We start from the raw sequence: 13,306 nt of genomic DNA on the forward strand, positions 1-13,306 counted from the left end.
TTCAACCGCCCATCGTCGTCAGCCGGCGGCGCGGGCCGCCAGCTTGCGCTGCATGGTGCGGGCAGTGCCGACCAGCCGCGACATGATCAGATCGTCGATCCCGGCATAGCCGAGCCCGAGATGATCGGGCCGTACCGCGACGGCATCGCCCAGATCGAGCTGGCCGGTGCGCAAACCAGCCCGGCCGATCCGCGCCCAGCGCCGCGCCGTCTCCCAGCGGATCAGGCTGCGGCTGTTCGAATCCGGGGTATGTGTTTCGAGGAAATCGTCCTGCAGCGCGACCAGCGCATCGCCGACCCGCTGGAAGATCGCGCGATTGGGCACCGGTCGCTGGCCCATGACATATCGGACCATCAGCTCGGCGGTCTCGCGTGCCGCCTCGCCGAACAGATCGGCATAGGCGCCGGCCAGTACGTCGGTGGCGCGATCGGTCATCGCATCGACATGGCGCTGCGAGGCGCCGCCGCTGTGCCGGCGATAGATCAGCAATTCCTCGTCGAGCCGGGCGATTGCGCCGAACCGGCCGATCCGGTGATAGAGATCATAATCCTCGGCGAAGAGCATCTCGGGCCGCTGGAACGGGTCGAGCTGCCGCGCGGCGTCGGCGCGCATCATCACCGACGACCAGACCAGGGGATTCTCGATCCTGAGCAGCCACTGGATCAGCGCGGGCGTGGTGACCGGCGCGAGCGTCCCGGGCAGCACCATGCCGTCTTCCAGGATCGAGGCAGCGGTCCCAACCAGCACGGTTCCGGGATTGGCGTCGAGATAGGCGACCTGTTTCGCGAAGCGCTCGGGATGGCAGAGATCGTCATGGTCGAGCGCGGCGATATAGCGGCCGCGCGCCTCGGCGACGCCGCGGTTGCGCGACGCGACCACGCCCTGGTTCTTCTCCGCCGCGATCAGCCGGATACGTGGATCATCGAACGCGCGCACCACCGCGATCGTGTCGTCGGTCGAGCAATCGTCGACCACGATCACCTCGAAATCGCCGAAGCTCTGCGCCTTCAGGCTCTGGAGCGTCTCCACGATCAGGCCAGCGCCGTTATAGGCGCCGATGACGACACTGATCGTTGGGCTGATCGCGGAATCGCTCATGCGACGGCCCTTTCGCTGGTGTCGAGCACCTGGTTGACGATCATCAGGCCGACATCGTTCTGCCATTGCCACAGGCCATTGGCCTGGCCGCGGAAACTCGGCTCGCCGCCAAGCGCGCCCCAGGGCACGAAGCCCGCGGCGAGCCCAATGCCGTAAAGACCGGCGATCGGCACGCCATCGGCGTCGCACACGCGGCAATGCCGGTCGACCATTGGTCCATCGCCGTGTCCGGCAAGCGCGATCGGCGCGCCGTTCGCATCGCTGACCGGCAGGGCGCGCGGGCGATAGCCCATCGCCGCGATCACCAGATCGGCCGTGGCGAGATGCTCGCGCGCCACTGCATCCTCGTCGCCCGCCACCTGGTGGATCGTGACGCGCGGATCGGGCACACGCCTGTCGACCCCGAGCATACGCAGCACCAGTTCGCGCGCTTCCAGCCGGAAGCCGCCGAGGCGATAGACGAAGCCGCTGACCGGGCAGATATCGTCAGGGCCGAAATCGGTGAAGCCTTCCGCATGCGCCGCTTCGACCGAATGATAGAAGGGCCGCAAGGGGCGACGGTGCAGCAGGGTGACGGCGCCGGCGCCGAACGGGAAGGCTGGCCGGCTCTTCAGCAGCAGCACCATCGTCGCGATCGCGCTGGTCGATCCGCCGATCACCACGATGCGCGGATCGCGCTTGCCGGAGAGCAGATCGGCGACCTTCGCCATGCCACCTTCGACCAGCACTTCGTCCGACTGGACCAGCCGGTCGCCGGCCTGCTGCACCAGCGACAGGCCCGCTACCTTCTGGGCAGCGAGCCGGTCGAGCGGCTGATAGCCGCCGGTCGCGATCACCACGGACCGGGAAAGCCGGTCAAATTCGTTGCCGTCGATCAGGCGGCGGAGGCGTGTGCGCCATAGCCCCTCGCGCGTCCGCGTGGTGCCGAGCACTTCATGCCCCGTCAGCACTGATCCGCCATTGTCGGTGACGATCCCCGCGAGCCGGTCGCCCGTCGTGCGGACCAGCCGGCCGGCCTCGACCAGCGGCACGCCCTCGGCCCCGTCGTGGCGGGCAACGGCGCGCCCGACCGGACCATCGGCGATCGCCGCGATCTCGGGGTGCACATTGTCCTTCACCGCACTCAGGAAGGTCGTGGCGGTGCTGTCCGAATTGATCGCGTAGCGCCCGAGCCAGCCGCCGCCGATCGCATGCTCGCGCTCGACCACGACCAGGCCCGATTGCGCCAGCCTTGGCAGCAATCCCTGCTTGGTCGCTGCGGTAAGCAAGGCCGTGCCCGCAGGCCCGCCGCCGACCAGGAGCATGTCGGCGATTGGCAGGTTGCGCGCCTCGGCCGGGGGTCGCGCCGTGGTGCGTACGGCGGAAAGGCGATTGAACACCTCCGCCACCGTCTTAGCATCGGCCGGCGTCATCGCGTCGGTCACCGGCAGCGACAACAGGCGGGCGGAAATCGAATCGGCGACCGGTGTCGGCTCGATCGCGGCGATCGACCGGAACAGCGGTTGCTCGCCCAGATGCGGGCTGAAATAGCGGCCGCAGCCGACCCCGGCTTCGGCCAGCCCCGCGGTGATCGTGTCGCGGCGCGCCACCATCGCTTCGGGCAGCACCACCGGCATGAACTGGCTCGCGCGGCGGCGCCCATAGACTTTCTGGAAGGTCATGCCGTCCAGCGACTCGCGATAGCTATCCTCGATCGCCGCGCGATTGTCGCAGACCGCTTCGATCTCGGCGAGCTTGGTGCGGGCCATCAGGCCCAGGATTTCGGGCAGCTTGGCGTTGATACCGGGAACGGTCGCGCTGCGCCCGCTCTCGAACCCGAAATTGATCATCGGGCGGATCGCTTCGATCAGGCGGCTGTCGCCGGAATGGATCAGGCCCCCTTCGGCGACCGAGAAGGTCTTGGTCGCATGCATCGAATAAACCACGGCGAACGGCGCGTCGGCGCCGAAGCCCAGCCCGCAATCGTCGATCGTGCCGAGCGAGGCGGCGGCATCCACCACCACGCCAACGCCGTGCTCGCGCTGCAGCCAGGCGTAGCGGTCAAGATCGATCGCATTGCCGAAGGTTGCGTAGGGAACGACCACCGCGATCCTGTCGCCATAGCGGCGCAGCAACCGTTCCTCGGCGGCAGGGCAGGCGCCCCAGTCCTCCGGGTCCACATCGCAGATCAGCGGGGTCAGCCCCGCCCAGATCGCAGCCTGCGCGGTCGCGGCGAAGGTCAGCGCGGGCATCAGCGCGAAGCGGCCCGTCGGCGCGGCCGGTCCCGCGGCCTCGCGGATCGCGACGATCAGGCCGAGCGTCGCATTGGCGACGGCCAGGCTCGCGCCGTGCCCGCCGAACAGCCGGTCGTTCGCCTCGGCTTCGAACGCGCGGACCTCGGGCCCGTTGTTGCTGAAGATGCCTGAGTCCTCGACTCGCTTCAGCGCGTCGAGATGCTCGCTGAGGCGCGGCGGGTTGGGGGCGATGAGCGGAAAGCGATGCATGGAAATGGGGCCGACCTGCGCAACTTGGGGTTCCAACCCGGCAGCTATGGCCCCGCACCGCCTAAAAAGCCGTTACACCCGCGACGCTTTCGATTGCGCCTCACGCCTCGTCGCGGCTATCTGTACCGAGCGGGCTAAAAAGGGAGACGCTGCGTGGCGACCGAATTCCTCCTCAATGGGGTCAAGACCTCGTTCGATGGCGATCCCGATACGCCGCTCCTGTGGGTGCTGCGCGATCATCTGAGACTTACCGGCACCAAATATGGCTGCGGCATCGCGCAATGCGGGGCCTGCACCGTCCATCTCGACGGCAAGAACCGCCGTTCCTGCGTCACCCCGATCGGCACCATCGCCGGGCGCAAGGTGGTCACGATCGAGGGCGCGACCGATGCGCGGTCGGAGGCAGTGAAGGCTGCCTGGGTCAAGATCGACGTGCCTCAATGCGGCTTCTGCCAGTCGGGCCAGATCATGTCGGCGATCGGCCTGCTCGCCGCCAAGCCCAGGCCGACCGATCAGGACATCGACCAGGGCATGGCGGGCAATATCTGCCGCTGCGCCACCTATGTCCGTATCCGCCAGGCGATCAAGGATGCCGCGAAGACGGTGGAGGTACCGGCATGACCGCGCTTCCCCCCGCCAGCCGCCGCGAGTTCCTCGCCTCCTCAGGCCTCGTGATCGGCCTCGCTTTGCCGATGGGCCGCGCCGCTTCCGCCGCCGCGCCCGGCGCGCCGTTCGCTCCCAACGCGTTCGTCCGCATCGCCGCCGACGACAGCGTGACGGTGGTGATCAAGCATATCGAATTCGGTCAGGGCCCCGCCACTGGCCTCAGCACGATCGTCGCCGATGAGCTCGACGCGGATTGGGGCCAGATGAGCATCGAATTCGCGCCGGCCAACGACCCGCTCTACAAGAACCTGATGTTCGGCACGATGGGCACCGGCGGCTCGACGGCGATCGCGAACAGCTGGATGCAGATGCGGAACGCCGGTGCTGCGGCCCGCGCGATGCTGGTGCAGGCCGCGGCGAAGCGCTGGAAGGTGCCTGCTGCCGAGGTGAAGGTCTCTAAGGGCGTGGTCAGCCACGGCAAGAACCAGGCGCGCTTCGGCGAGCTGGCGGCAGACGCCGCGCTGCTGCCGGTGCCGGAAAAGCCGGTGCTGAAGACGCCCGACCAGTTCACCCTGATCGGCACCGACGTGCCGAAGATCGACAGCCTCGCCAAGTCGAACGGCACCGCGATGTTCACCATGGACATCGCACGGCCCGGCATGGTCAACGCCGCAATCCTCCACCCGCCCGCATTCGGCGGCACGGTGAAGTCGGTCGACAAGGCCGCAGCGCTGGCCGTGTCCGGCGTGGTCGCGGTCGAGACGATTCCGCAGGGCGTGGTGGTCTACGCAAAGGATACGTTCGCCGCGATGAAGGGGCGTAACGCGCTTAAAGTGGAATGGGATCTGAGCAAGGCCGAGAAGCGCTCCACGGAGGATCTGGTCAAGACCTACAAGGCCGCCGCCGCGACGCCGGGCAAGCAGGTCGAGGTCAAGGGTGACGTCGCCGGCGCGCTCGCGGGCGCAGCGAAGACGATCGAGGCGACCTATGTCTTCCCCTTCCTCGCCCACGGCCCGATGGAGCCGATGGATGCAGTGATCGAACTGGGCAAGGGCCCCGATAAGAACAGGGCCGATGTCTGGATGGGCAGCCAGTTCCAGGTCGGCGACATGACCGCCATGGCCAAGGCGCTGGGCATCCCGTTCGAGGGCATGACGCTGCATGAGCAGTTCGCCGGCGGCTCGTTCGGCCGGCGCGCGACGCCCGACCAGGATTTCGCGGTGGAAGCGGCGCTCGCCGCCAAGGCCCATCCCCAGGCGCCGGTCAAATATGTCTGGAGCCGCGAGAACGATATCCGCGGGGGGCGCTACCGCCCGCTCGTCGTCCACACGGTGAAGGGCGGGATCGATGCCAAGGGCGATCTGGTCGGCTGGGATCATGTCGTCGCGTCGCAATCCTTCTTCGCCAACACGCCGATGGCGGCGATGGGGATCAAGGACGGGATCGACGGCTCGATCGTCGAAGGCGTGGCGGAAAGCAGCTATGCCTGGCCCCATTACCGGGTCGGCCTTCACATCATGGAAAATGGCGTGCCGACGCTCTGGTGGCGCTCGGTCGGCAACACGCACACCGCCTATGCGGTCGAGACCTTCCTCGACGAGCTGCTCGCGCTTGGCGGCAAGGATGCCGTGGAAGGCCGCATCGCGCTGATGAAGGAAGACCGCGCCAAGGGCGTGCTGAAGCGCGTCGCCGAGATGGCCGACTGGGGCCGCAAGCCCGCCGACGGCCATGCCTTCGGCCTCGCCATGCACAAGAGCTTCGGCAGCTATGTCGCACAGGTCGCCGAGGTGTCGAAAGGCGCTGATGGCCTGCCCAAGGTCCACAAGATCTGGGCCGCGGTGGATTGCGGTATCGCGGTCAACCCGAACGTGATCCGCGCGCAGCTCGAGGGCGGGATCGGCTACGGCCTCGGCCATGCGCTCTACAGCGAGCTGACCCTCGGTGAGGGCGGCCGTGTCGCGCAGGGCAATTTCGACACCTATCGCTCGCTGCGCATCGGCGAGATGCCCGATGTCGAGGTCGCGATCATCAAGTCGGGCGAGAACCCGACCGGGGTGGGCGAACCCGGCCTGCCGCCGCTCGCCCCCGCCGTCGCCAATGCCTGGCGCAAGCTTACCGGCAAGGCCGTCCGCCGGCTTCCCTTCGCGCATGGAGAGAATGCATGAACCCGCGCCTTCTCGCCCTTGGCGTGGCGATTATCGCCCTGCCGGTCGCCCTTGTCGCCCGCGACGCGCCGCCGGCGCTCAAGACTCCGGCCGCCTTTGCCGGCATCGCGAACAAGGATGCCCGCTCGGTCGCCCTGTTCCGCGAAATGGGCAAGGTCATCCAGAGCCCGCGCTGCATCAACTGCCACCCGCGCACGGATCGGCCGCTGCAGGATGACGACATGCACCCGCACAGCCCGCCGGTCGCGCGCGGGCCGTATAATTTCGGGGCGTCGGGCATGGAATGCACCACCTGCCATGGTCGCGAGAACGTCACCTTCGCCAATGGCGAGGGCAGCATTCCCGGCAATCGCAAATGGCGCCTCGCGCCAATCGAAATGGCGTGGGAAGGCAAGTCGCTCGGCGAGATCTGCACCCAGATCAAGGACCCGGCGCGCAATGGCGGCAAGACGCTCGACCAGCTGATCGAGCACAACACGACCGACGTCCTGGTCGGCTGGGGCTGGAACCCGGGCAAGGGCCGCACCCCGGCGCCCGGCACCCAGGCCGAATTCGGCGCGTTGACCAGGGCGTGGGTCGAAAGCGGGGCAAAGTGCCCGGCATGAGCCGGTCGTTCGAGACGATCCTGCTCGATACCGACGCGGACGGGATCGCCACGATCACGCTCGACAGGCCAGACAAGCTCAACGCCTTCAACAAGGCGATGCTCGACGATCTGCTCGCGGCATTCGACGCGACCGATGCCGACGATGCCGTCCGCGCGGTGATCGTCACCGGCAGCGGCCGGGCCTTTTGCGCGGGCGCCGACCTGTCCGAAGGCGGCGCGACCTTCGACTATGAGAAACGCGGCGGCCGCTGGGCCGATGGCGACTCGCCGGTGGACCAGGATGGCAATGTCGACTGGTCGAACCCGGCGGTGCGCGACGGTGGCGGCATGCTGTCCCTGCGCATCTTCGAATCACGCAAACCCGTGATCGGCGCGATCAACGGCCCGGCGGTCGGCGTCGGCGCGACCATGACGCTGCCGATGGATTTCCGCCTCGCGAGCGACACCGCACGATTCGGTTTCGTCTTCGCCCGACGCGGCATCGTGCCCGAAGCGACCTCTACCTGGTTCCTGCCGCGCCTCGTCGGCATCGGCCAGGCGCTCGAATGGTGCTATTCGGCGCGTCTGTTCGATGCCGCCGAAGCGCTCCGCGGCGGCCTGGTTCGGAGCGTCCACGCGCCCGACGACCTGCTCCTCGCCGCCCGGGCCCTTGCCCGTGAGCTGACGGCAGAGAGCGCCCCGGTCTCCATCTCGCTGATGCGCCGGATGCTCTGGGCCGGCCTCGGCGCGCAGCATCCGATGGACGCGCACCGCCTCGAAAGCCGCGTCATGTGGCTGCGCGGCGCCAGTGCCGATGCGCGCGAGGGCGTGGGCGCGTTCCTCGAAAAACGCCCCGCTGCCTTTCCCGATTCCGTGTCCGCGGCGTGGGGCGATTTCGCCGACTGGTTCGACCGCCCACGTTACCGGTGACCTTGGCGCCGGTTTTGCGCACCACTCTTCGTGTTTCGATGTTATTCCAGACCTTGACAGGGCTTCGACAGCGCTCAATGGTAGCGCTATCAAGAACGTGGTTGAGCGGAGCGGGATGTCTGACGGGGGCTTTGCGGTGGCGGATGCGCTGCCAGCGGATTGGCGTGAGGGTCTGTTTGTCGGCCGGATCGCCAGCGCGGAGGGACCGAGCCCGGTCCTGATCGCTGGTGGTGTGGTCCACGACATGGCGACGGTAGCACCGACGGTTTCGGCCCTGATCGAGGACAAGGCATTCGACGCAAGCGCTGGCGTGGCGCTCGGCGACCTGGCATCGCTGGGTCTCGGCGCTGGCCCGGATGCGGCGCTGCGCCTGCTCAGCCCGATCGACCTGCAATGCGTGAAAGCGGCCGGCGTGACCTTCGCGGTCTCGGCGCTCGAGCGCGTGATCGAGGAACGCGCCCGCGGCGATGCCGGTGCTGCGGCCGATGTCCGCGCCCGGCTCGAGGACATCATCGGCGGCAGCCTGCGCGCTGTCGTACCCGGCTCGCCCGAAGCCGCCGCGATGAAGACCGCGCTGATCGAAGACGGCATGTGGTCGCAATATCTCGAAGTCGCGATCGGCCCGGATGCCGAGGTCTTCACCAAATCCCCCGTGCTCTCGACCATCGGCTATGGCGGCGAGATCGGCGTGCGCTCCGATTCGACCTGGAACAATCCCGAGCCCGAGATCGTGATGCTCGCCGATTCGACCGGCGCCGCGGTCGGTGCGACGCTCGGCAACGACGTCAATCTGCGCGACTTCGAAGGCCGCTCGGCGCTGCTGCTCGGCAAGGCGAAGGACAATAACGCCTCCTGCGCGCTAGGTCCGTTCGTGCGGCTGTTCGACGACAGCTTCACCCTCGACCATGTCCGCCAGGCCGAAGTCGAGCTGCTGATCGAGGGCCCCGAGGGCTATCGCCTCACCGGCATCAGCTCGATGAACCAGATCAGCCGCGATCCCGAGGCCCTGCTCAAGCACACGATGAGCGAGCATCAATATCCTGACGGCTTCGTGCTGTTCCTCGGCACCCTGTTCGCACCGACTCAGGACCGCGACGTGCCGAAACACGGCTTCACCCACAAGGTGGGCGATGTCGTCACCATCTCGACCCCGCGCATCGGCCGCCTCGTCAACCGCGTGACGACGTCCAAGGCGGCGCCCCCCTGGCAATTCGGCATCGGCGACCTGATGCGCAATCTCGCGCGTCGGGGCCTCTTGGCCGCATCATGACGCATATTCTGGAGACTGAATCCGTGCTGCAGGCAAAAGCCGCTGGGGCAACCGGCGCAATCTATCCCAGCCTGGTCGACAAGCGCGTCATCGTTACCGGCGGCGGCAGCGGCATCGGCGAGGGGCTGGTCGAGGCGTTCGTCGCGCAGGGGTCGCGCGTCGCCTTCATCGATATCGCCGACGATGCCAGCCGCGCGGTGGTCGATCGCCTGACGCCGGACGCAGCGCATACGCCGGTGTTCCGCCACTGCGACATCACCGATATCGATTCGCTGAAGCGCGCCATGGCGGAGATGGAGCATGAGCTTGGCGGCGTCGACATCCTGATCAACAACGCGGCGAATGACGACCGCCACTCGATCGAGGAAGTCACTCCGGCCTATTGGGACGAGCGCATGGCGGTGAACCTGCGCCATCAGTTCTTCGCGGCGCAGGCCGTCGTGCCGGCGATGAAGCGCGCGGGCGGCGGCGTGATCCTGAACTTCGGCTCGATCAGCTGGCATCTCGGCCTGAACGACCTGGTCCTCTACCAGACGGCCAAGGCAGCGATCGAAGGCCTGACGCGCAGCCTGGCGCGCGACCTCGGCCGCGCCGATATCCGCGTCAACACCATCGTGCCCGGCAATGTCCAGACGCCGCGGCAGGAGAAATGGTACACACCCGAAGGCGAGGCGGAGATCGTGTCCGCCCAGTGCCTCGACGGCCGCATCCAGCCCGCCGATGTCGCGGCGCTGGTGCTGTTCCTCGCATCCGACGATGCGAAGATGTGCACCGGCCATGATTATTTCGTTGATGCCGGCTGGCGCTGAGATGGTCGCCGGCTCGCCGCGCCGCGTCTGCAGCGTCGGGGCGACGCTGGGCGAAGGCCCCGTCTGGGTCGCGCGCGAGAATGCTTTGTGGTTCGTCGACATCAAGGAGCAGCGGATCTACCGCTTCGACCCCGTCAGCGGCGACCTGAAGCATTGGGATGCCCCGTCGCAGATCGGCTGGGTCCTGCCCGAGCAAGACAGCGGTTTCATCGCCGGCATGCAGCGCGGCGTCGAACGCTTCGACCCGGCGACTGGCGGCTTCACCCCGCTGCACACGCCCGAAGCGCATCTCCCCGGCAACCGCCTCAACGACGCGACCACCGACGCCCGCGGCCGCATCCTGTTCGGCTCGATGGACGACAGCGAGACCGACCTGACCGGCCGCCTCTACGCACTCGACGCGAACGGCGTGGTCGATACCGGGCTGCCGCCGGTGTCGATCACCAACGGCCCGACCGTCTCGCCCGACGGCAAAACGCTTTATCACACTGACACGCTCGGCAAGATCATCCATGCCGTCGACGTCCTTGACGACGGCTCGCTCGGCGCAATGCGCGTGTTCGCGACGATCGAGGAAGGCGCGGGCTATCCCGACGGCCCGGTGGTCGACAGCGAGGGCTGTGTCTGGACCGGCCTGTTCTTCGGCTGGGGCGTGCGCCGCTACGCGCCCGACGGCACGCTGCTCGAAACGGTCAAGCTGCCGGTCTCGAACGTCACCAAGATCGCGTTCGGCGGGCCCGACCTGAAGACCGCTTATGTCACCACCGCCCGCAAGGGGCTCGACGCCGAGGCGCTCGCGGCGCAACCTGAGGCGGGCGATCTGTTCGCGTTCGATGTCGCGGTGCCGGGCCTGCCCGTTACCGAGGCCGTGGTTTCCAACTGAGCGCCAACTACCTAAGACGAAAAGAAAAGAGAGAGGGGATCAGAGAATGGCAAGTAGAGGCACGGAGCAAGCGAACAACGGGTTCATCGCCCTGATCGTCGCGGTCGCGACGATCGGCGGATTCATGTTCGGCTATGACAGCGGCGTCATCAACGGCACGCAGGACGGGTTGCGTGCCGCCTTCAACCTCAGCGACCTGTCGCTGGGCGTCGCGGTTGCCGCGCTCCTGCCCGGCTGCGCCGTCGGCGCTTTCCTTGCCGGTCGTCTCGCCGATCTGTTCGGCCGCCGCGCGGTGATGATGACCTCGGCACTGATCTTCGTCGCCAGCGCGATCCTCGCCGGTGCGGCAAGCTCCGAAGTGTTGTTCATCGCGGCCCGCTTCGTCGCCGGCCTCGCGGTCGGTGCCGCCAGCGTGATCTCGCCGGTCTATATCAGCGAGGTGACCCCCGCGGCGATCCGCGGCCGTCTGTCGAGCGTGCAGCAGGTCATGATCATCGCCGGCCTCACCGGCGCCTTCCTCTCCAACTATTGGCTGGCCGCCACGGCCGGCGCGTCGACCGAGCCCTTCTGGCTCGGCTATCCGGCCTGGCGCTGGATGTTCTGGATGCAGGTGATTCCCGCCGGCATCTATTTCCTCGCGCTGCTGCTCATCCCGGAGAGCCCGCGCTACCTGATGCTCAAGGGCCGCGATGCCGAGGCCGGCACCGTGCTGACCAAGCTGTTCGGCAATGCCTATGCCACCGAGAAGGTCCGCGAGATTCGCGAAAGCTTCGCGGCCGATCATCACCGCCCGAAGTTCAGCGACCTGCTCGATTCGAGCGGGCGCGTCCGCAAGATCGTCTGGGCCGGCATCGGCCTGGCCGTGTTCCAGCAGCTCGTCGGCATCAACATCGTCTTCTATTACGGGTCGGTGTTGTGGCAGTCGGTCGGCTTCAGCGAGAATGATGCGCTGCTGATCAACATCCTGTCCGGATCGCTGTCGATCGCCGCCTGCCTCTTCACCATCGTCACGATCGACAGGATCGGCCGCAAGCCGCTGCTGCTGGTCGGCTCGGCCGGCATGGCGGTGACCCTGGCGGTGATGGCCTGGTGCTTCGCCACCGCGACCTTCGTCGACGGCAAGCTGCACATGGCGGACGGTGTCGGCACGGTCGCGCTGGTCGCGGCCAATCTCTACGTCATCTTCTTCAACGTCAGCTGGGGCCCGGTGATGTGGGTGATGCTCGGCGAGATGTTCCCGAACCAGATCCGCGGCTCCGGCCTGGCGGTCTCGGGCTTCGCGCAGTGGATCGCCAACTTCGCCATTTCGGTCAGCTTCCCGGCGCTCGCCAGCGGGGTCGGCCTGCCGATCACCTATGGCTTCTATGCCGCAAGCGCGCTGATCTCCTTCTTCTTCGTGAAGGCGATGATCAACGAAACCAAGGGGCGCGAGCTAGAGGCAATGGAAGGCTGAGATGACGGAACTTTCGGGCGCGGGGTGGACGCTGACTCTCCTCCCCGCGCTCGGGGGCGCCATTGGTACCCTGCGCTACGAAGGCGTAGATATCCTCCGCCCGACCACGGACGGCACGACTGACCCGCTGCACAGCGCCTGCTTCCCGCTCGTCCCCTATGCCAATCGCATCGCGGGCGGGCGCTTCGGTTTCAGCGGGCGGAACATCGCGCTGCCGCTCAATTTCGGCGATCATCCCAACTCGCTGCACGGCTTTGGCTGGCAGCGCCCATGGGACGTGATCGAAGCCGGCCCGGATCGGGCACGGCTGACGCATGTCCATGACGGCGGCGATGGCTGGCCGTGGCGCTACCGCGCCGAGCAGCTGTTCGAGCTCGGCGAAGACGGACTGCGCGTCACGCTGACTCTGGCCAATGCCTCGCGCGAGCCCATGCCCGCCGGCATCGGCCTGCACCCCTATTTCGCGATCCCGCCCGGCACCCGGCTGCGCCTGAACGCGGCGCGCGTGTGGCTGACCGACGACATCCAGATCCCGAGCGAGCCGGCCGCCGCCGACCATTTCGGCGACTGGGCGGCGGGCGCCTCGATCTCCGACGCGGGCTTTGTCGACCATAGCTATGAACAATGGGACGGGCGCGCCACGCTCGAGCGCGGCGACCATATCGTCCGCCTGACCGCCGAGGGCGCGCGCGACCTGCACCTCTTCCATCCGGAAGGCGAAAGCTTCTGCTGCCTCGAGCCGGTTACGCATCTGCCTGACGCGTTCAACCGGCCGGGCGCGGTGTTCGACCTTCTGCCGCCCGGCGGATCGCTGGTGTTGACGATGCGGATCGGGGTGGAGCGGGGTTGAGGCGCGTAGGCTGTTGGAGCGCGCATCGGAGATCACGACGCGCTATTCGATGTATAGTCTCTTCCTGGCGCTCAATTTCGGCCGTTGGCCAACTCTACTGAAAATCGAATAGCGGGCATCCGAAAATGAGTAGCGGGCTAGCCGTTGTCGGAAAACTCTAGGTGACGCGATAA

The 13,306-nt window shown here is 67.4% G+C and carries 11 protein-coding genes; 9 read left to right on the plus strand and 2 right to left on the minus strand.

Annotated elements, in window-relative coordinates; translation table 11 throughout:
• Positions 1 to 18: 18 nt before the first annotated feature.
• Complete coding sequence (locus WC729_RS27625) at positions 19 to 1,098, minus strand: glycosyltransferase family 2 protein (RefSeq protein WP_372857889.1); 1,080 nt, start codon at positions 1,096 to 1,098, stop codon at positions 19 to 21.
• Entirely contained in the window at positions 1,095 to 3,581 is a 2,487-nt protein-coding gene (locus WC729_RS27630; protein WP_372857891.1) for a DegT/DnrJ/EryC1/StrS family aminotransferase, read from the minus strand. Before WC729_RS27630 ends, WC729_RS27625 begins: the two co-directional genes overlap by 4 nt.
• A gap of 153 nt (positions 3,582 to 3,734) precedes the next feature.
• Here WC729_RS27630 and WC729_RS27635 point away from each other — a divergent pair, with 153 nt between their 5' ends.
• From WC729_RS27635 to WC729_RS27675, 9 genes are all read left to right on the plus strand, one after another.
• Positions 3,735 to 4,202, plus strand: coding sequence for a (2Fe-2S)-binding protein (locus tag WC729_RS27635; protein WP_372857892.1), 468 nt, complete (start codon positions 3,735 to 3,737; stop codon positions 4,200 to 4,202).
• On the plus strand, positions 4,199 to 6,352 hold the full coding sequence (locus WC729_RS27640) for a molybdopterin cofactor-binding domain-containing protein (RefSeq protein ID WP_372857893.1): 2,154 nt from the start codon (positions 4,199 to 4,201) through the stop codon (positions 6,350 to 6,352). Before WC729_RS27635 ends, WC729_RS27640 begins: the two co-directional genes overlap by 4 nt.
• Complete coding sequence (locus WC729_RS27645) at positions 6,349 to 6,957, plus strand: Isoquinoline 1-oxidoreductase subunit (protein ID WP_372857894.1); 609 nt, start codon at positions 6,349 to 6,351, stop codon at positions 6,955 to 6,957. Before WC729_RS27640 ends, WC729_RS27645 begins: the two co-directional genes overlap by 4 nt.
• The gene (locus WC729_RS27650) at positions 6,954 to 7,868 is read left to right on the plus strand and encodes a crotonase/enoyl-CoA hydratase family protein (RefSeq protein ID WP_372857895.1); all 915 of its coding nucleotides are present in this window, start codon (positions 6,954 to 6,956) and stop codon (positions 7,866 to 7,868) included. Before WC729_RS27645 ends, WC729_RS27650 begins: the two co-directional genes overlap by 4 nt.
• 115 nt (positions 7,869 to 7,983) lie before the next feature.
• Positions 7,984 to 9,138: a fumarylacetoacetate hydrolase family protein gene (locus WC729_RS27655; protein WP_372857896.1), complete on the plus strand. Its 1,155-nt coding sequence runs from the start codon at positions 7,984 to 7,986 to the stop codon at positions 9,136 to 9,138.
• On the plus strand, positions 9,135 to 9,947 hold the full coding sequence (locus tag WC729_RS27660) for an SDR family NAD(P)-dependent oxidoreductase (RefSeq protein WP_372857897.1): 813 nt from the start codon (positions 9,135 to 9,137) through the stop codon (positions 9,945 to 9,947). Before WC729_RS27655 ends, WC729_RS27660 begins: the two co-directional genes overlap by 4 nt.
• Position 9,948: 1 nt before the next feature.
• A complete protein-coding gene (locus WC729_RS27665; protein WP_372858123.1) occupies positions 9,949 to 10,830 on the plus strand; it encodes an SMP-30/gluconolactonase/LRE family protein in 882 nt (293 codons plus the stop codon).
• A gap of 46 nt (positions 10,831 to 10,876) precedes the next feature.
• Complete coding sequence (locus tag WC729_RS27670) at positions 10,877 to 12,283, plus strand: sugar porter family MFS transporter (RefSeq protein WP_372857898.1); 1,407 nt, start codon at positions 10,877 to 10,879, stop codon at positions 12,281 to 12,283.
• A 1-nt stretch (position 12,284) separates the two neighbouring features.
• Positions 12,285 to 13,133, plus strand: a complete 849-nt coding sequence (locus WC729_RS27675; RefSeq protein WP_372857899.1) for an aldose 1-epimerase — start codon at positions 12,285 to 12,287, stop codon at positions 13,131 to 13,133.
• Positions 13,134 to 13,306 lie beyond the last annotated feature (173 nt).

The sequence above is a fragment of the Sphingomonas sp. genome (assembly GCF_041661825.1).
In the GTDB taxonomy this organism is placed as follows: domain Bacteria; phylum Pseudomonadota; class Alphaproteobacteria; order Sphingomonadales; family Sphingomonadaceae; genus Sphingomonas.